Annotated in this window: 16 protein-coding genes and 2 pseudogenes; 2 read left to right on the forward strand and 16 right to left on the reverse strand. The window is 39.0% G+C overall.

Features of this window, described 5'->3' with window-relative positions:
- Window positions 1-4: 4 nt before the first annotated feature.
- The 6 genes from JCM19043_RS10555 to JCM19043_RS10580 form a co-directional block, all read right to left on the reverse strand.
- Window positions 5-823 (reverse strand): chorismate-binding protein, encoded by an 819-nt coding sequence (locus JCM19043_RS10555; protein ID WP_062322371.1) that lies wholly within the window; start codon window positions 821-823, stop codon window positions 5-7.
- A gap of 153 nt (window positions 824-976) precedes the next feature.
- Window positions 977-1318, reverse strand: a complete 342-nt coding sequence (locus JCM19043_RS10560) for a phage holin family protein (RefSeq protein ID WP_062322373.1) — start codon at window positions 1316-1318, stop codon at window positions 977-979.
- Window positions 1318-1515 (reverse strand): PspC domain-containing protein, encoded by a 198-nt coding sequence (locus JCM19043_RS10565; protein ID WP_062322374.1) that lies wholly within the window; start codon window positions 1513-1515, stop codon window positions 1318-1320. The genes JCM19043_RS10560 and JCM19043_RS10565 overlap by 1 nt, the downstream gene beginning before the upstream one ends.
- An 84-nt stretch (window positions 1516-1599) precedes the next feature.
- On the reverse strand, window positions 1600-4446 hold the full coding sequence (uvrA, locus tag JCM19043_RS10570) for an excinuclease ABC subunit UvrA (RefSeq protein WP_062322375.1): 2847 nt from the start codon (window positions 4444-4446) through the stop codon (window positions 1600-1602).
- Entirely contained in the window at window positions 4443-6419 is a 1977-nt protein-coding gene (gene uvrB, locus JCM19043_RS10575; RefSeq protein ID WP_062322377.1) for an excinuclease ABC subunit UvrB, read from the reverse strand. Before uvrB ends, uvrA begins: the two co-directional genes overlap by 4 nt.
- A gap of 207 nt (window positions 6420-6626) precedes the next feature.
- Complete coding sequence (locus JCM19043_RS10580; RefSeq protein ID WP_062322379.1) at window positions 6627-8210, reverse strand: peptide chain release factor 3; 1584 nt, start codon at window positions 8208-8210, stop codon at window positions 6627-6629.
- A gap of 296 nt (window positions 8211-8506) precedes the next feature.
- On the opposite strand from JCM19043_RS10580, the gene JCM19043_RS10585 reads away from it, so the two are divergent.
- Together JCM19043_RS10585 and JCM19043_RS10590 are read left to right on the forward strand one after the other, a co-directional pair.
- Window positions 8507-8836, forward strand: coding sequence for an SWIM zinc finger domain-containing protein (locus JCM19043_RS10585; RefSeq protein WP_062322381.1), 330 nt, complete (start codon window positions 8507-8509; stop codon window positions 8834-8836).
- A 19-nt stretch (window positions 8837-8855) separates the two neighbouring features.
- Window positions 8856-11666 carry a DEAD/DEAH box helicase gene (locus JCM19043_RS10590; protein WP_062322383.1) on the forward strand — a complete coding sequence of 937 codons (2811 nt, stop codon included), beginning with the start codon at window positions 8856-8858 and terminating at the stop codon, window positions 11664-11666.
- 150 nt (window positions 11667-11816) lie between these two features.
- On the opposite strand, the gene JCM19043_RS16505 is transcribed toward JCM19043_RS10590, so the two are convergent.
- The 10 genes and pseudogenes from JCM19043_RS16505 to JCM19043_RS18885 all read right to left on the reverse strand — a co-directional run bounded on the left by JCM19043_RS16505 (window position 11817) and on the right by JCM19043_RS18885 (window position 19007).
- Window positions 11817-12020, reverse strand: coding sequence for a hypothetical protein (locus JCM19043_RS16505; protein ID WP_156321398.1), 204 nt, complete (start codon window positions 12018-12020; stop codon window positions 11817-11819).
- A complete protein-coding gene (locus tag JCM19043_RS10595; protein ID WP_062322385.1) occupies window positions 11984-12868 on the reverse strand; it encodes a hypothetical protein in 885 nt (294 codons plus the stop codon). The genes JCM19043_RS16505 and JCM19043_RS10595 overlap by 37 nt, the downstream gene beginning before the upstream one ends.
- A 283-nt stretch (window positions 12869-13151) precedes the next feature.
- On the reverse strand, window positions 13152-13400 hold the full coding sequence (locus JCM19043_RS18870; RefSeq protein ID WP_369813846.1) for a peptidoglycan-binding domain-containing protein: 249 nt from the start codon (window positions 13398-13400) through the stop codon (window positions 13152-13154).
- 144 nt (window positions 13401-13544) lie between these two features.
- A pseudogene (locus tag JCM19043_RS10600) lies at window positions 13545-14626 on the reverse strand (S41 family peptidase); the annotation flags it as partial.
- A 161-nt stretch (window positions 14627-14787) separates the two neighbouring features.
- On the reverse strand, window positions 14788-16218 hold the full coding sequence (locus JCM19043_RS10605) for a murein hydrolase activator EnvC (RefSeq protein ID WP_062322387.1): 1431 nt from the start codon (window positions 16216-16218) through the stop codon (window positions 14788-14790).
- Between the two features lie 68 nt (window positions 16219-16286).
- Complete coding sequence (gene ftsX, locus JCM19043_RS10610; protein WP_062322389.1) at window positions 16287-17180, reverse strand: permease-like cell division protein FtsX; 894 nt, start codon at window positions 17178-17180, stop codon at window positions 16287-16289.
- A complete protein-coding gene (ftsE, locus tag JCM19043_RS10615) occupies window positions 17170-17856 on the reverse strand; it encodes a cell division ATP-binding protein FtsE (protein ID WP_062322391.1) in 687 nt (228 codons plus the stop codon). The genes ftsX and ftsE overlap by 11 nt, the downstream gene beginning before the upstream one ends.
- Before the next feature lie 286 nt (window positions 17857-18142).
- Window positions 18143-18385, reverse strand: a complete 243-nt coding sequence (locus JCM19043_RS18875) for a YitT family protein (protein WP_369813847.1) — start codon at window positions 18383-18385, stop codon at window positions 18143-18145.
- An 18-nt stretch (window positions 18386-18403) separates the two neighbouring features.
- Window positions 18404-18846 (reverse strand): annotated as a pseudogene (locus JCM19043_RS18880) (YitT family protein); the annotation flags it as partial.
- A complete protein-coding gene (locus JCM19043_RS18885) occupies window positions 18843-19007 on the reverse strand; it encodes a hypothetical protein (RefSeq protein WP_369813845.1) in 165 nt (54 codons plus the stop codon). The pseudogene JCM19043_RS18880 and the gene JCM19043_RS18885, both read right to left, overlap by 4 nt.
- Window positions 19008-19166: the final 159 nt, after the last annotated feature.

A 19166-nucleotide genomic window follows, 5' to 3' on the forward strand; every position in this document is an offset into this window, starting at 1 on the left:
TCAATCAGCCACTCGTTTCATCTAATGTTGCTTCAATGGTTGACGTCATTTGATGCACGGTCGGATACGTTTCAACCGATAATAACTGAGAGACATTCACAGAACCTTTCGTGGCAAGTCTACCTAAGTCATTCCTTAATAGGTCAACAATCATCATATTTTCTGCGCGTTCTTTCTCAGATGACGTTAAATGTTGTTTGTTTTGCCTATCTTCTTCTAGTGTATCGCCCCGTTTACTCGTACCTTTCATCGGCTTTGTTGTAATACGCGACTCATTGACATGAAAAAACAATTCAGGTGAGAGCGAGAGAATATGCTGATGGTTGTGTTTTAGATAGGCACTATAATTCGCCTGTTGCTTATCCTTTAATGTTAAATAATAGCCATAAGGATCACCAAAAAATCGGCTAAATAATCGAACGGTATAATTAACTTGATATGTATCGCCTTGTCTAATCGCTTCTTTTATTTGATGTATTTTTTCTTGATAGTTTATTTCGTCCTCATCGATGTGCCATGGATGAACATAGTAAGGTAACGCTTTGTCTTGTCTTTTAACAGACGGGGCGTCAAAACTTGCAAATAATAGTAGTGGTTGATCGTTTTTTTTTACATCAAAATGATCATCAAAGGCAGGTGCTGCTTCATAGGCAAGATACCCTGCCACATACAAGCCGTTGTGGTGTGCTTGTTCTACTTCTTTTAATAACGGTATGACCTCGTCAATGGCGGACGTTTGCCACATCTGTTTGGGGTTAGCAAAAACAAGCGGTTGTTCATGATGATCTGGTTGATTAAAATCAAATTGAAAATAAAGAGACATACGGTTCCCTGCTTCCTATCTAAATCTAAACTTATCTAACATACGTCTTATCATATCAAAACTTTATCCGACATGCGATTAAAGATACTTAAAAACAACTAAGAGAAAAATAAGCCAGACACCAAAGGCATCTGACTTAAAAGTTTACAAGTATTAATCATTTAAACCTTTTTGTAAGACCATATTAATAAATGAAATCACAATTGAAGCAAGTATAGCCAAACCAAAGCTTTCAATCACAAAACCACTTCCAATAATCGCTTGTGCAAGCATTAATGTGATGGCATTAATAATAAACATAAACAACCCAAGGGTAAGAATGGTAATTGGTAACGTTAGAATCACTAAAATCGGTTTAACAATCGCATTGAGCAGTGTTAAAATAACGGCGGCAATAATCGCAACCCAAAATGATTCAATATAAAACCCATCAAATAAATATCCAGCGGTAATAATCGCCAGTGCTTGTAGTATTAATGAAAGTATCCAACGCATCAGTTATACACGTCACTTTTTGGGATAATAATCGCTGCGGCGATATATAAAAAGATAGGCATACCTGCGGTGAATAATAGAATCACGACAAAAGCTAGTCTCACCCAAGTAGAATCGACGTTAAAGTACTCAGCTAAACCACCTAATACACCCGCCAACATCACGTCTCGGTTAGATCGATATAATTTTTTACTCATCTGTCATTCCTCCATTCAAAACAATTCATATTAATAATGAGTCGTTTATTTATTCCTTTTTTTAAGCCGTTTTAAACCTATCGTTTAACTATTGTTTTTTGCTTTAGCCAATAGCGGAGCTAGATATTTCCCTGTGTACGACTCCTCGTGTTCACAGATGACTTCTGGGGTGCCCGTTTCCACGATTGTCCCCCCGCGGTCGCCCCCTTCAGGGCCTAAATCAATTAAATAATCACATGTTTTAATGACATCTAAGTTGTGTTCAATAATTAAAACCGTATCGCCATTTTCAACCAAACGATTTAATACTTCTAATAACCGGGAAATATCATCGACATGTAATCCTGTCGTCGGTTCATCTAAAATATAGAGTGTTTTACCGTTAGAACGTTTGTGTAACTCACTAGCTAGTTTCACCCGTTGTGCTTCCCCACCTGACAGGGTCGTTGCTGGCTGACCTAGTCTCACATAACCAAGTCCAACGTCATAAATTGTTTGGAGCTTACGTTTAATTTTCGGAATGTTTTTAAAGAAATCAAGTGCTTCTTCAATTGTCATCTCTAACACATCCGCAATATTTTTCCCTTTATATTTTACTTCTAATGTTTCCCGGTTATACCTTCTACCATCACAGACTTCACAAGGAACATAAACATCTGGTAAGAAGTGCATTTCAATTTTAATAATCCCGTCGCCACGACAAGCTTCGCAACGTCCACCTTTGACGTTAAAGCTAAAACGGCCTTTTTTATAACCCCTTACTTTGGCTTCGTTCGTTTGAGCGAATACATCACGAATATCATCAAAGACACCCGTGTAAGTCGCCGGATTTGAACGTGGTGTTCGGCCAATCGGTGATTGATCGATATCAATCACTTTTTCTAAATGTTCGTGCCCTTCTAACTTATCATGTTTTCCCGGACGTTGTTTCGATCGGTTTAACAATTGAGCCAGTTTTTTATGCACAATCTGATTGATTAACGAACTTTTACCGGAACCAGATACCCCGGTCACACCCGTCATGACCCCAATGGGAATATCGACATCCACATGTTTTAAGTTATTTTCAGACGCCCCTTTAACGCGTAACCAACGTTCATCTGGCTTGCGTCTCTCATTTGGGACATGGATTTGTTTTTTACCCGATAGATACTGCCCGGTTAATGATTTCTTATTAGCCATCACTTGCTTGGGTGTTCCTTGGGCAACAATTTCTCCCCCGTGTTCACCCGCACCTGGTCCTATATCAATCAGGTGATCGGCTGCGAGCATCGTATCTTCATCATGCTCAACGACAATAAGGGTATTCCCTAAATCTCGCATGTTTTTTAATGTCCCAATTAATCGATCATTATCCCGTTGGTGTAAACCAATCGATGGTTCATCAAGCACATATAAGACACCAGTCAGTGCCGACCCAATTTGTGTCGCAAGACGAATACGCTGTGCTTCACCGCCTGAGAGTGTCCCTGCTTTTCTAGAGAGCGTTAAATAATCAAGTCCAACATTGATGAGAAAAGTTAAACGTTCATCCAACTCTTTTAGAATCAGCTTAGCGATTTGCTTTTCTTGTTCGGTTAACGTTAACGTCTCAAAGAAATCACGAGCTTCAGTGACAGGCAAGTTAGAAATTTCACCAATATGACGGTGGTTAATTAACACCGCTCGTGCTTCTTCATTTAACCGATACCCGTCACACGTCGGACAGTCAGACTCTGCCATATATTTTTCCATTTGCTCACGAATATAGTCAGAAGACGTTTCTTTAAAGCGTCGTTCAATGTTATTTAATACACCTTCAAATTCAATTTTCGTATCACGGCTCATGCCATAATCATTCTCGTATTTGAAGCGAATTTTCGTTTTGCCACTGCCATGTAAAATCTTATTCATATGCTTTTTCGGTAAATCTTTCACCGGTATATCCATATCAATATCATAGTGATCGCAGACGCTTTTCAGTAATTGCGGGTAATACTGCGAACTCGTCGGTTGCCAAGCCAGAATGGCCCCTTCATTTAACGTGAGGGTCTTATCTGGAATCACTAAATCAACATCGACTTCTTTTTTATGTCCTAAGCCATCACACGTTGGACAAGCACCGTAAGGAGCGTTGAATGAGAACAGTCGTGGTTCAAGTTCTGAAATGGAAAAACCACACATCGGACACGCATGACGCTCACTAAACTGTAATTCTTCCTGTCCAATGACATCAACAATTAATTGCCCATCACCGAGCTTAAGTGCTGCTTCAACTGAATCACTTAAGCGGCTCTTAATCCCCTCTTTTACGACAATACGGTCAACAACAACTTCAATGGTATGCTTTTTTGTCTTTTCTAATTGAATATCATCAGTAATCTCTACCATCTCGCCGTCAATGCGAAGACGAACGTATCCTTCTTTTTGTAAGTTTTCTAATACTTTTACATGTTCACCTTTACGACCTGAAATTACCGGTGCTAAGAGTTGTAATTTCGAGCGTTCTTCTAGTGCTAAGATTTGGTCAACAATCTCTTCAACAGATTGTGACGCAATCTCAACGCCATGAATCGGACACGTCGGGTGACCAATCCTTGCCCATAATAACCGCATGTAATCATAAATTTCTGTCACGGTTGCGACCGTGGAACGCGGGTTGTTACTCGTCGTTTTCTGATCAATTGAAATGGCTGGAGACAGACCTTCAATCGTATCGACATCCGGTTTGTCCATCTGACCTAAAAACTGTCTCGCATAAGCTGATAGCGATTCAACATAACGGCGTTGCCCTTCGGCATAAATCGTATCAAAGGCAAGTGAAGACTTCCCTGAACCTGATAAACCCGTTAAGACGACGAGTTTATCTTTTGGAATATCAATATCGATATTTTTCAAGTTGTGCACGCGGGCACCCTTAATTGATATGTGTTTTTTCACCAATACACTCATCCTTCCGCTTTCAGTTCAAAGACTAAATCACGCAATTCTGCGGCTTTTTCAAAGTTTAAGTCTTTGGCTGCTTGCTTCATTTCTACTTCCATTTGTTCGATAAAGATGGCCCGTTCTTTCTTTGTCATCTCATCAATATTTGTTTTCGGTAACGTCTCTTCATCCATCGCTTCAACCGTTGCGCGGATGACATCACGTACTTCTTTATTAATAGTTTTCGGTACAATACCATGTGTTTCATTGTAAGCCATCTGTTTTTCACGACGACGTTCCGTTTCATCAATGGCTCGGCGCATGGAGTCTGTCACACGATCGGCATACATAATTACTTGACCATGTTCATTACGCGCCGCTCGGCCCATTGTTTGGATAAGGGCCCGATCTGAACGTAAGAAACCTTCTTTGTCAGCATCTAAAATTGCGACAAGCGACACTTCAGGGATATCGATTCCTTCCCGTAATAAGTTGATGCCAATTAAGACGTCATATTTACCGACCCGCAAATCACGAATAATTTCAATCCGCTCTAGCGTTTTAATTTCCGAGTGTAAGTAAGCGACCTTCATCCCAATCTCTTTCAAATAATCCGTTAAATCCTCAGACATTTTTTTCGTTAACGTTGTAATCAATACCCGTTCATTTTGTTTCGCACGGAGATTAATCTCATGGATCAAGTCATCAATCTGACCTTCAATCGGTCTGATATCGACGGATGGATCAAGCAGACCTGTAGGTCTAATAATTTGTTCCACCATTTCTGGTGTATGTTCTAATTCATATGGACCAGGTGTTGCCGAGACGAAAATGAGTTGATTTGCCTTTTCTTCAAACTCTGTAAATGTCAAAGGACGGTTATCAAGAGCTGACGGCAGTCTAAAACCATGATCAACAAGGACTTGTTTACGCGCTTTATCACCATTAAACATTCCCCGGATCTGAGGCAAGGTGACATGTGACTCATCGATGACAATCAAAAAGTCATCTGGGAAGTAATCGATGAGCGTATACGGCGTTGATCCGGCTTCACGCAACGTTAAGTGGCGTGAATAATTTTCAATCCCAGAACAAAAGCCCATCTCCGCCATCATCTCTAAATCATAGCGGGTTCTCTGTTCAATGCGTTGAGCTTCGATTAGTTTATCGTGTTCTTTAAAGTACTTTACTTGTTCTTTCATTTCGGCTTCGATATTTTTCATCGCAATTTTCAATTTATCTTCACCAGTCACAAAGTGAGAAGCCGGGAAAATAGCGATATGTTCACGATCGCCTAAAATCTCACCTGTTAAAGCATCGACTTCCCTAATCCGGTCAATGTCGTCACCGAAAAATTCAATTCTGACACAATGTTCTTCTCTAGACGCTGGAATAATCTCTACCGAGTCGCCTCTCACTCTAAACGTGCCGCGCTGGAAATCAATATCATTACGCGCATATTGGATATCCACCAGTTCTCGCAATAATTGGTCACGGTCTTTATCCATACCGACACGCAGACTCAGGACTTGCGAGCGATATTCTTCTGGTGAACCTAAGCCATAAATACATGACACACTCGCAACGATTAACACATCCTCTCGTTCAAATAAGGATGACGTTGCTGAGTGGCGTAATTTATCTATTTCATCATTAATCGATGCATCTTTTTCGATAAAAGTATCTGTTGATGGGACGTACGCCTCTGGTTGATAGTAATCATAGTAGCTGACAAAATACTCTACTGCATTATTCGGGAAAAATTCTTTGAATTCACTATATAGTTGACCCGCAAGTGTTTTATTATGCGCAATAACGAGTGTTGGTTTTTTTACTTCTGTGACAACATTCGAGACCGTAAAAGTCTTACCAGTCCCTGTTGCCCCGAGTAACGTTTGCATGCGTTTATTTTCATTGACGCCTTTAACAAGTGCATCAATCGCCTTCGGTTGATCACCTGCGGGCTGATATTGTGAGATAAGCTCAAAAGATTGAGACATCTTCTTTCCTCCGTTCTTTTCACTTATATAGTTTACCTTCCGACGCTTTGTGTAAACCTATTATACACAAATATTAGTCGAAAAGCGAACAAACATTCTTTAATATCATCAACTCTGTCATGGTTTGTGGTGCTTTTCTTATTGAAGCATGATTTAGACCAGAAACCAAACCAAAAGGCTTAGGAGTGTTGCTCCTAAGCCTTTAACTTACCCTTGATTGTATTGATTGACTTCAAATAAATCGATTAATTCAATGTCTTTGTGTTTATCGGTAAACCAGCGCAAGGCAAAGTCATTTTTAAATAAGACTAAAAATGCTCCTTCCCGGTCTTTTACGAGTAAATTCCGGTCATCAAACAGTGACGTATCGACTTGGTTATCTGTTAACCAGCGCGGAATACGTTCGCCAATTGATTCGAACATGACATCGACATTGTACTCATATTTCATTCGATGTTCAAATACTTGATACTGCAACTCACCTACAGCTCCAATAATATAATTTTCCATCGGATAGGTCTTAAAGAGCTGGATAGCCCCTTCTTGAACGAGCTGTTCTAAACCTTTTTTAAACTGCTTTGATTTCATGACGTTCTTCGCGGTTACACGCTTAAATAATTCTGGTGGGAATTGTGGTAATTCATCATATTCAAATGTTTGTTTTCCTTCAAGAAGTGTGTCCCCAATCCGGTAAACGCCTGGATCATAAATGCCAATGATATCACCTGGATAAGCTTCGTCAACGGTATCTCGACTTGAGGCGACGAATTGTTGAGTCTGATTTAATTTGAATGATTTCCCCGTTCGTGGTAAGGTGACTGACATACCGCGCTCAAACTTCCCTGAACAAACACGTAAGAATGCTACTCGGTCACGGTGAGCGGGATTCATATTGGCTTGAATTTTAAAGATAAAGCCTGAGAACTGTTCTTGTTCTGGTTCAATTAAACCTTCTGTCGTTTTACGGGCTTGCGGTGTTGGAGCTAAATCAATAAAGGTATCAAAAAACGTCTCAACACCAAATGGAGCTAACGCACTACCAAAGAAGACCGGCGTTTGGTCACCTTTTAATACTTTATCTAAATTAAACTGATCCCCCGCTTCATCTAACAGCAACATTTCTTCCTCTGTTTCTTTAAATGTTGGATCTTCGGTGATGTCTTTGTAATCACCACTGTGTAATGCATCAAACGGAATGAAACTTTCACGTTCATTCCCGTTAAACTTAACAAATTGATCGTTATAACGGTCTAAAATACCGAGGAATCGTTTCCCCATACCGACCGGCCAGTTCATCGGATAGGTTTCGATTTCTAATACTTCCTCAATTTGGTCTAATAAATCAAAGGGTTCACGTCCTTCACGGTCTAATTTATTGATAAATGTAAAAATAGGAATTCCGCGCATTTTACAAACTTTAAATAATTTAATCGTTTGTGCTTCGATTCCTTTTGTCGCATCAATAATCATGACTACGCTATCCACCGCCGTTAATGTCCGGTACGTATCTTCACTGAAGTCTTCGTGCCCTGGGGTATCAAGGATATTAACTTTATAGTCTTTATAAGGAAAATTCATTACACTAGAGGTGACTGAAATCCCACGTTGCTTTTCGATTTCCATCCAGTCACTTGTCGCAAATTTTCCTGATTTTTTTCCTTTTACGGTCCCAGCTTCTCTAATTAAATTACCAAACATGAGTAGTTTTTCAGTCATGGTCGTTTTACCCGCATCTGGGTGGGAAATAATCGCAAACGTTTTACGCATATCTTTTTCTTCTTTAATACTCATTTCATTTCCTTCTCTCTTAACAGTCTATTCGTTTTTAAAGGGGGTAATATACACACCTAAGAAAATTTATAGCTGAGAAAAATTTTATCATCATTTCATCTTTACCGTCATTACTCTTCATTAAGTCTATTGCCTTTACATGTTTTTACCCCTCACACGTTCGATTTCTTGTCACTCTGTTAATGAAAGTAGCACAAAACACGAAAAAAAGTCAATGACTATTGTCGTAAGTTCTGCTCTTTACGCTTAATCTTTGTTATAATAATAAGATAGCATTTTTTAAAAGGGGTTTTTCTATGCCACGGATGATTTTTGAACCAAAAGAAATTATGACATTAACAGGCCAACGGTTCTACCGTCGTGGTCTGGATTACTATAAAAAAGGACGTGTGAATCATTTAAGTTACAATCAAGCGATTAACATGTGGAAAGCTGATGTCAGAGGCAGCGAAACCTTCCATGTCAATATCTTCGTCTATGATGACGATGATTTAGAAACGCGTTGTACGTGTCCTGCGTTTCATACGCACGGGACGTGTAAGCACATTGCTGCGGTGTTACTGGCCATCAGTAAGCATCAACAACCGCATTTAGAAGCAAACGTACCCGAGGCTAAAAAAAAGTGATCCTTTCTCCTTACGGTTATTGGATGCTTTTAAAGAACCGGTTATTCCTAAAGAAAAACACACGTTACGCGTTCACTATCTCTTAAATGAAGTGAGTCCATCTTTTACTGATGATAAGCGGTTTGTCATTGGGTTGTATGTCGGTGATGCCAAACCATTTATTGTGAAGGATTTGCGCGATTTTATCGAAGCGGTATATTACAAACAATCCTATCAAATTACCGATAAATTTTCATATTCACCAAAACAACATCAATTTCAAGAAACAGACCAAAGAATTTTACATTTACTAAAATATGCCCTTACGAACGAGCGCGCCTATAAAGACTTATACGCTGAACAACAACAGCGTTTGATGATTGTTCCGCCTTATTTATTTGAAGAATTATTCACGTTATTAATGACACAACCATTAACCTTTAAATCAGATACACAAAAAGAGTACAGCGAATTATCACTCTTACCGCTAGACCATCGCATTGAGTTCACCATTGATACTGAGACAGAGAGCCAGGTGATTTCCTTTGATGATTTTTTAAGTTATCGCTATTCACCTTATTATCAAGTCTTTATCAAGCAATCCAGTATTTACACGTTATCCGACCAACAAAAGACTATTGTAGATAAAATTATGAAAGAAATGCCCAGACACTTATCACAACAACTCAGTCTTTCACCAAGCGATTTCCAAAGCTTTTTAACGTTTGTATTGCCAATGCTTGAAGCCATCGGCACGGTTACTATGACGGATAATGTCAAATCAAAATTATATGAAGCACCGCTTCTTGTCCATATTTATTTAGAGTTCATCGGTGAATCACTCGGTGTGACTGTCGACTATCAATATGGTGATTTCCGCTTTTCTTTTAATCAGTCATTAAAAGACACTGATCAAATTATTGTGCGTGATATTAAGGGAGAAGAGATAGTGATTGAACAATTACGACAGTTCGGCTTCCAATATATCAATCAGCGTTTTCAACTCTTTCATGTGGATAAAATCTATGACTTTCTTTTAGACGTTGTGCCTGAGTTAAAAGAAAAATATCACGTCTATTTATCAGATCAACTAAAAGCCATGGTCAATGATGAAGCGATTCAATTTGACCCCTCGATTCGATTTGATGACCGTTTAAACGTCTTATCCATTGATTTTGATATCAATGGAATAAATGAGCAAGACGTTCATGAATTAATGAAAGCATTGATTGAAAAAAAACGCTATTTTCGTCCGAAACAAGGACCACTTGTTGATTTAGAGAGTGAGGCGTTCGAACAATTTAAAGCTTTTGCTGCTTCGTTAAAATTGAAAAAAAGTGATGTTAAAAAGGATGGCCTTCATTTAAGTCCAGTACACGCGACTGTCGTTGATGATTATTTCCGTGATACGACCGCTTATGAAGCAACCTTTGACACTTTAATTATGGATTTACAAGTGGCTCAGAACACAACGTATCCTTTACCTCATATCGAAGCCAAGCTGCGGGACTATCAACATGTCGGTTACCAGTGGTTTAAAACGTTGAGTGCGTATCATTTAGGCGGTATCTTAGCTGATGAAATGGGGTTAGGTAAAACATTACAAACGATCACCTATATATTGAGTGACTATGAAGAAAAACACGAAACAAAAAGTTTAATCGTTGCCCCTTCTTCACTCATCTATAACTGGAAGAAAGAATTCGAACGCTTTGCTCCAACTTTAACGGTTCAAGTGGTCAGTGGGAATCAACAAGAACGAAAGAAACAAATTGAACAACCAAGTGATGTATGGATTACTTCTTATCCATTACTACGTCAGGATAGTGATTTATATCAAACGATGACGTTCACTCACTTTATTTTAGACGAAGCACAAGCGATTAAAAACCACTTAACCCAAACAGCAAAAGCTGCCAGAGCCATCACGGCGACGCACAGATTCGCCCTTAGCGGAACGCCCATTGAAAATCGGTTAGAAGAGTTATGGTCTATTTTCCAAACGCTCTCTCCTGGTTTCTTAGGGACAAAGAAATATTTTCTATCCCTAGACACAGCCGCAATCAAACAGATGGTCCGACCATTTATTTTACGTCGTTTAAAAACCGATGTCCTTACTGACTTACCAGAAAAGTTCGAATACGAGAAATACACCGATTTAACACGTGATCAAAAACAAGTGTACCTATCTTATGTCAATAAAATAAAAGATACATTAAATAAGACGCCCTTTAATGAAAATAAACTTGATATTTTATCTGGCTTAACCCGATTAAGACAAATTTGTTGTCATCCTAGTCTATTTTTAGAAAATTATACGGGTGACTCAGGGAAGCTTGATTTATTGAAAATATTATTAACACAGCTAAAAGAAGAAAATCGCCGCGTCCTATTATTTTCACAGTTTCCAAGTATGTTGAAAATAATCGCTAATGAACTTGAAGACCTTGGAATAACTCACTTTTATCTTGATGGACAAACCCCGTCAATGGAACGGTTAGAAAAAGTCGATCAGTTCAATGACGGGGCAAAAGATCTGTTTCTTATTTCTTTAAAAGCGGGTGGGACTGGACTTAACCTCACCGGCGCGGATACGGTCATCTTATTTGACTTATGGTGGAATCCTGCCGTTGAACAGCAAGCAGCCGGACGGGCACACCGGATTGGACAAACAAAGAAAGTAGAAGTGATCCGCTTAATCACTGAGGGAACGATTGAAGAAAAAATCTTTAACCTCCAGCAAAAAAAGCGGGCATTAGTCAATGAAGTGATTGAACCAGGGGAAACATTACTTTCCTCGTTATCAAAAGACGATATCCTCTCACTGTTATCTGTTGAATCTGAGTTATAAATTTTCTTTGATGTCTATAATCATCCACCAACCTTCAGCTCACACAAAAACAGCCGCTAGTGGCTGTTTTGTGTGACAGTATATGCGTGAACCTCTCCCTCAAATTCAAAGATTATAGGAGGGGTTAGTAACAGTTTGTGTTCAAACTTATCAACCTTCGACAAATACTAAACCGAGTTGGTGATGATCTCCTTCATAATAGGCACGTTGTGTAAAGCGAATCTCACCATCAAGGTTATAAATTTCTATCTTACAAAAAGCTAAATTAGATTGAAGAGCTTCATAAAACTCATCACCGTTAGACACTCGATGACCATTCACTTTAGTAATGACTTCTCCAATTTCAATGCCCATGTCACTCGCAGGTGAGAAAGGATGGACGCTAGTACTTTTAATCCTTGTGCAGAGGGACTATATAAAGACGTATGATTGGCTTCATGTTGCCTTGTCATAAAAAGCAAAATTTCCCGGCCAATCAGGCCAACAATGATACTTAAAAGAATAAATGGCGCATAAAGAAATCCCAATAAACTAAATCCGATAACGATTAAGCCTAATAGCGTTAAACGTTTAAGTAACCACTGACTAAACACCTTTGGTCGTTGCGTACGAATGACATGCTCAAGTCCTAATAGTAATGGAAAGAAAATTAAACCGTAACTTTCTCCTTGATAATCAAAGACCGGCCAATACTGGAAGAAGATATCAAGGTCACCAATTGGCCAAATAAACAGTAAGGGAAGCAGCGCCAGTTTTTTAATCCGGTGTTGCCCCACTTGCTTTCCACGCGATCCAATAAAACGCTCCGGGAACGTTTGATCATCACGCGTACGCGTTAAAAGAAAGGCTTCCGCTAGAATAAATATGCCCATTAAAATCGTGAAAATAATCCAATGATCAAGGGTTAACGTCACTTTGAGTAAATCAGGTAAGTAACTTTCATAATAGGGATAAAACAATAAAGTTAAACTACTTGCGCCAAAGATATAAACACTATTAAGCCAGCTAAATTTGCCAGTGAACGAAAAGAGCAGTGAAAAGATGATGAGTAAACCGATCATCAATGGCGGTAAAAAGATACCTAAGCCAATAAAAAGCAAGGAAAGTAAGACGCTCAAAATTAATCCAATGCGCTTTAAGCCGTACCACTCATCTAGCGTTGGAAATACTTTATAACCAAATGTTAACCGTTCCTTTTCCACTCTTTTAGTTGAGGATATGTATATTAGAATAAAAAACCAATAAAATAATGGGTTAATAAAAAACCAGCAATCCCCTTTAATACTTCAATGATGATAACTTCCACGTGGCTCACTCACTCCTTTTACAGTTAAAAATATCTATACGGCATGCTATTCAACAACAGACCATTTATAAATTCTCCACTTCTACTATATCATATTTTAAAGCACGGATATGATTCCCAATTAAAATATTACTAACAAATGAGCCCCTATCGATGAGACAGGGGCTCTTAATTAAGCTTTATTCATTTGTTTGTGCTTGTTGTCTTGTGATATCAATCGCTTCTTCTTTTTGTCGATCGTCCTTTCCATCACGAATGCGCTGTATAATTTCACCTTGAAGCCGCTCAGCTGTTTCTTGATTGAGGTCTCCTGTCACTGATAACCCTTGATCATCTTGAAAAGCTTTTAACGTGGAAGCAGTCTCGCTAGAGAAATAACCGTCCGTCCGGTCAATATCATAGCCCAGACCTTTTAGCATTTCTTGCATAAATCTTACGTTAGTCGAGACGGCGTCCACTTTTACAGTCTCATCAAGAACGATAGGTGATGAGTAATAATAATCGGGTTGCTTAACTGCCACTGTCGGCTCTACACCAACTTCATGAATCGACGTCCCTTCGGCAGATAACCATTTTAAAATTGTTAGCTTAAGTGAACTGCCATCGCCCATATCCAATGTCGTTTGAACCGTGCCTTTACCAAAGCTCTCTGACCGACAATATTCGCATGAATGGCTTCTTTTAATGACACCGCCAAAATTTCAGAAGCAGAAGCACTCCCTTCATCAATTAACACTGTCACGGGATAGGGTTTTTCTGCCTCAGTATTTGAAAAGAAGCGTTCTCTTTCCCCGTTACCATCTTCTACTTGCATATACGGTCGATCACTTGGGATAAATTCCCGCAAGATTTCTTGAACAACATCTAATAAACCACCTGGATTCCCGCGGACATCAATGATTAATCCATCAATACCCTTCGATTCAAACGTCGTTAATTCTTCTTTAAATCGTGTAGCGGTTGTCTCTGAAAAGTTCGTTATTTCAATATAACCAAGCTGTTCGTCATTCTGTTCAATCACGTCACTATAGACCGTTTCTAAAGGAATTGTATCTCGAGTAATAGTGAACGGAATGAGTTGATCAGAGTTTTGACGTCTCACTTCAATCTTAACTTCTGTTCCTTTTTCTCCACGTATTTTTGAGACCGCTTCAAGTAAATCCAAACCTTCTGTCGACTCACCTTCAATAGTCACAACTTGATCGTTTGGACGTAAACCTGCCTTTTCAGCGGGAGAATCCTTTAAAGGTGACACAATCGTCACAACGCCATTGATCATGCTGACTTCTGCCCCAATGCCTTCAAAAGAGGCTTCGATTTGTTCATTGAAAGCTTCCATCGTTTCAACATCTAAGTACTCACTGTAAGGATCACCCAAACTCTCAAGCATACCGCTAATGGCACCTTCTATGAGTTGTTGTTCGGTAATATCTTCAATATAATTCGACTGAATTTGATTAAAAGCTTGTACAACTTTCGGTAGCTGAACGGAATCTGATAACTCATTTAACATCTCTTCATAACGTTCTTCTGTGATTCCTGACGGTGTTGTCTTACTTTCATCGACCAATACCCATTCAGTTACCGCATAGCTTATGCCACCACCTAAAACTAAAGCAGCAATTAATAACATCATAAGAACACTTTTTTTCATACGCAACCCTGACCACTCCACATCTTTAACATTTGTTTAACTAAGCGTTTACTTTACTAAGTCTAACATATTTTTTGCTAGTACGATATTAAAAGGGCACCACGCCTGTCGCGTGATGCCTCAAATCATAATCCATCAATATTTGATGAGGTTATTTTAACTTAATACAAGTAATTGGCTGGGTTAACGGCATTCGCATGCGCCCAACCCCCTAGATGAACTTCAAAGTGTAAGTGTTGACCGGTTCCGATACCCGTATTCCCCATAAGCGCAATCTGTTGGCCTCTTGAGACTGATTGTCCAGGGCTTACACGCGTTGTACCTGAACGCAAGTGAGCATATAGCGTGGATACTTGTTCTTTATCACCATCACCATCTATGTCGATATAGTGCGTTAATAGAATCGCATCACCATATCCATTCATGCGTCCGTCATATTCGGTATACGTATCCACAACCACACCATCAGCTGCGGCATAAATTTGTTGTGTACCTGGTGCGGCAATATCCATTCCTCGGTGTGGTTTTACGACACCGGTAACCGGGTGCACACGGTTTGGATTAAAGGGTGATGTCACACGGCGAGTAGAAGCTGGCCAAAAGAGTGTCCCACCGCCAGATGATCCTGAATCAGGTGAACCCGCACTTGCTGAATTACCATCCTCTTGACTTAACTGTTCTTCTTTTTTAGCTTGTTCTTCAGCATTTTTAATAGCTTGTTGAATGGCTGCTGCTTCCTTACGTTTAATTTCTTGTTGGTCAGCTAATGTGACTTTATATTCTTCTAACTCAGCATGTTCCTCTTCTAACTGTACCATTAAGTCAGATTGATTGGCACGCTGAATGTTTAATTGTTCTTGGATTTGTGCAAGTTCTTGTCTTTGAGAAACAAGTGTCGCTTTTTTCGACTCTAACTCTTCTTTAGCCGCTGTTAATTCTGTTCGTTTTGTTTCTAAGTCGGCCTTTTTCGTTTCAACTTCTACCCGTTTTGTTTCTAAATCTAATTTATCTTGTTTTTGTATTTCCATAATATTTTTATCTGAATCTAAAATCTTCGATACTGCTGTTAATCGGGAGATAAAATCACTAAAACTTTGCGCACTAAAGACGAGCTCTAGGTATGTTGCATTTCCACCGGTGCGTTGCATCGAACGAAGACGCGAACTAATTAATTCCTGTCGCTCATCAATACGCTTCATTAAATCTTCAATTTCTTCGTTTAATTGAACGATTTCTGCTTCTGTTTCAGTAATATCATTTTCAGTTGTTGTTATGTTCGTTTGAATCGTTGAAATCTCATTTTCAGTGACAGTGATTTCATTTTCTTTGGTCTCTAGTTGATCGGCTGTGACGGCTAAATCTTCATCTAATTCCGCAATTTTCGCTTTTACTTGTTGTTGACGCGCTTCATTTTCTTTTATCTTTTCTTCAGCGTCACTCGCATTGCTATTTATGTTTTGACGTTCTTCTTCTAACGCCTCAAGTTCCTGCTTTAATTCATTAATCGATTGAGCTACCACAGGCTGTGAGAGAGGAACAACCATATTCACCATCAAAACAGAAATAAATATGTATGCCAATATCTTTTTCATTTTGCCAACTCCTTCTTTCTAATTTTTATAGAATGATGGCGCTATAACAGCGCCATCTGCATTTCTCGTTACACTTTTAAGAATTTCCGTACACTCATCACACTACCCCATATACCGATGACGACACCAATGAGGATGATGACACCCGATACTTGCCAAACAAATGGTGAGAAAGGGAGAAGCGTGATAAAATCAAATTGTTGAACGACGCTCATGTTTTGATCTAAATAGTAATAGCCACCAATCAAAAGACTGATCGGTATAACACTACCTAATACTCCGAGTAGCATACCTTCTACGAAGAATGGCCAACGAATAAACCATTTCGTCGCACCAACAAGCTGCATGATTTCAATTTCTTTACGTCTTGCAAAGATGGTAATCTTAATCGTATTAGAAATAAGGAAAATCGCGGTAAAGAGCAAGGCTACAATTAATACTAGACCAATGTTTCTTGCATAGGCATTAAAGTCAAAGAGGTTTTGCACAAAATCCTCACCATAATTGACATCTTCAACATGGTCAAAGCTTTCAATTTCTTGTGCCATTGCGACGGTTTGGGTTGGATCGTCAAGTTTTATAATATAAGCATCGTTTAACGGATTCTCTTGGTCTTGTAGACCGAAGATATCTCCCTCATCCCCTAAACCTGACATTAATCGTTCAAGTTCTTCTTCTCGAGTTGAAAACGTGACGCTCTTTACATTATCGAGCCGTTCAAGTTCGTCTCCAACAGAGGCTGTTTCTGCCTCATTCGCCGTTAAATCGACAAGCACTTTAATTTCTACATCTTCTTCGAGATTTTCTGCAATATGGTTAATATTTAACAATAAGACTAAAAAAGCACCAACTAAAATTAGCGTTGTCGTAACGGCCCCAACTGAAGCTAACGTCATCCAACTGTTACGCCAAGTATTTTTAAGTCCTTCTCTAATATGTCGTTTAAAAGTTCTAGCTCTCATAGCCGTAATCACCTCGATGCTGGTCACGCACAATCATACCGCCTTCAATAGCGATAACACGTCGTTTAATTGTATTCACAATTTCTTTACTGTGGGTTGCCATAATAATGGTCGTTCCTGCTGCATTAATTTCTTCTAATATTTTCATAATTTCCCACGATGTATCTGGATCTAAGTTACCCGTAGGCTCATCAGCAATGAGTAATTTCGGATAATTGGCAATAGCTCTTGCGATCGCGACCCGTTGTTGTTCGCCACCAGAGAGTTCATCCGGAATAAACCTTGCCTTATTTTTAAGTCCCACTTGGTCAAGAACTTCCATCACACGTTTACGAATATTTTTTGGTGTTTCTTCTACAACTTCTAACGCAAAAGCAACATTTTCATAAACAGTCATGGTCGGTAAGAGTTTGAAATCTTGAAAGACGACGCCAATATCCCGTCGTAAGTAAGGGATTTCTTTACGCTTCATATTGACAACATCATGTCCGGCGACTTGCACATCACCCGATGTTGCTTTCTCATCTCCGAAGATGATTTTAATGAATGTTGATTTCCCGGCACCACTTTGCCCAACTAAATAAACAAATTCGCCGAGGTCGATATCTATCGTTATGCCATTTAAGGCTTGTACACCATTTGGATATGTTTTTCGAATGTCTTTCATTTTTATCATAATTATCCAATCACCTTTACTATGTTTGATTAAGCAAACAATTCACCTGTTTTTGTGACATATTTGCTCATGCTTTACTATTATAACATTTCATCCGCCATTTTTTTACCTTTATAATGTTACAGTTTGATTTCATTTCCTTCAATAAATTTCCGAATCCTAGAAGTAAGGGGGGGAAGAGACTATTTTAGTTAAAACACCTAATATAATAAGTGTTTTAGTTTCTTTTATTAAAAAAACCTCTTTTAACCTAATAACGGTTGAAAGAGGTTTTGATATTATTTGATTAATGCTTCGTGAAGCCTTCACCAATCACTTCACTAGCATTCATGACGACAATGAAAGCTTTAGGATCAATCAATTTAATAATTTGTGACGTACGACTAAATTCATTTTGATTCACCACACACATAATCATGCGGCGTTCTTCTTTTGTATAACCGCCTTCTGCTTGCCAGACAGTGACACCTCGGTCAACTTGATTAAGTAAAGCTTCTCTCACTGGTTCCACATGATCAGTAATAATCATTAAGTTCTTCGAACTATTCAGTCCAACTTGGACTAAATCAATCGTTCGACTCGTAACAAAAAGTCCGATTAATGCGTATAACCCTTGTTCAACCGAAAAGACAAATGTAGCTGTTAAAACGATTACCCCATCAAAAAGAGCTATACAAATACCAAAAGGAAGGGGCACATATTTATGTAAGATCTGTGCCGCTAAATCAATACCACCAGTCGATCCTTTCCCGCGAAAGACAATGCCGATTCCGACACCACAAGCCATGCCACCAAAAATCGCGCCGAGTAATGGATCCGGTGTCGCTGCTGGCCAGGCGCTACTCACACCAACAAAAAACGGAACAGCGACCGTACCAACAAATGTTTCATCCCAAAGTTTTTACCTAAAATAAAAATCCCTAAGACAAACAGCGGGATATTAATCGCCCACTGGACAATTTCTGGACTATAGCCAAAGACACTATTCAAAATCGTACTAATACCGGCAACGCACCAGAGGCGACTTGATTCGGTAGTAAAAATAAATTAAAGCCAATCGCAATCATAAAAGAACCGAGTAAGACTAAACTATACTCAAATGTCAATACTAAAGGTCTTGGCATCGGTTCACGTCTATATCTTTGTATCATTACATCCACCCCTTAGCAATTTATCACAACCTAAAGGAGTATATCAGATAATCTCATAGGAAACAACTGGCTTTTTCCCGTTAACACACCATCTCATTATTAGAGTAAAGGATTAAAATCATACTAAAAAAGGAGACATCCAGCATTTAACGAGGCCAC

The organism is Halolactibacillus sp. JCM 19043 (assembly GCF_001310395.1).
GTDB lineage: Bacteria > Bacillota > Bacilli > Bacillales > Amphibacillaceae > Halolactibacillus > Halolactibacillus miurensis.

What these genes read in the sequence shown, in the direction of transcription:
- JCM19043_RS10555 (WP_062322371.1), bottom strand. Translation starts at nt 823, where the DNA reads ATGTCTCTTTATTTTCAATTTGATTTTAATCAACCAGATCATCATGAA.
- JCM19043_RS10560 (WP_062322373.1), bottom strand. Translation starts at nt 1,318, where the DNA reads ATGCGTTGGATACTTTCATTAATACTACAAGCACTGGCGATTATTACC.
- JCM19043_RS10565 (WP_062322374.1), bottom strand. Translation starts at nt 1,515, where the DNA reads ATGAGTAAAAAATTATATCGATCTAACCGAGACGTGATGTTGGCGGGT.
- uvrA (WP_062322375.1), bottom strand. Translation starts at nt 4,446, where the DNA reads ATGAGTGTATTGGTGAAAAAACACATATCAATTAAGGGTGCCCGCGTG.
- uvrB (WP_062322377.1), bottom strand. Translation starts at nt 6,419, where the DNA reads ATGTCTCAATCTTTTGAGCTTATCTCACAATATCAGCCCGCAGGTGAT.
- JCM19043_RS10580 (WP_062322379.1), bottom strand. Translation starts at nt 8,210, where the DNA reads ATGAGTATTAAAGAAGAAAAAGATATGCGTAAAACGTTTGCGATTATT.
- JCM19043_RS10585 (WP_062322381.1), top strand. Translation starts at nt 8,507, where the DNA reads ATGCCACGGATGATTTTTGAACCAAAAGAAATTATGACATTAACAGGC.
- JCM19043_RS16505 (WP_156321398.1), bottom strand. Translation starts at nt 12,020, where the DNA reads ATGGGCATTGAAATTGGAGAAGTCATTACTAAAGTGAATGGTCATCGA.
- JCM19043_RS18870 (WP_369813846.1), bottom strand. Translation starts at nt 13,400, where the DNA reads ATGCAAGAAATGCTAAAAGGTCTGGGCTATGATATTGACCGGACGGAC.
- JCM19043_RS10605 (WP_062322387.1), bottom strand. Translation starts at nt 16,218, where the DNA reads ATGAAAAAGATATTGGCATACATATTTATTTCTGTTTTGATGGTGAAT.
- ftsX (WP_062322389.1), bottom strand. Translation starts at nt 17,180, where the DNA reads ATGAGAGCTAGAACTTTTAAACGACATATTAGAGAAGGACTTAAAAAT.
- ftsE (WP_062322391.1), bottom strand. Translation starts at nt 17,856, where the DNA reads ATGATAAAAATGAAAGACATTCGAAAAACATATCCAAATGGTGTACAA.
- JCM19043_RS18875 (WP_369813847.1), bottom strand. Translation starts at nt 18,385, where the DNA reads ATGATTATTACTGATCATGTGGAACCAGTGAGAGAAGCTTTACTTAAT.
- JCM19043_RS18885 (WP_369813845.1), bottom strand. Translation starts at nt 19,007, where the DNA reads ATGATACAAAGATATAGACGTGAACCGATGCCAAGACCTTTAGTATTG.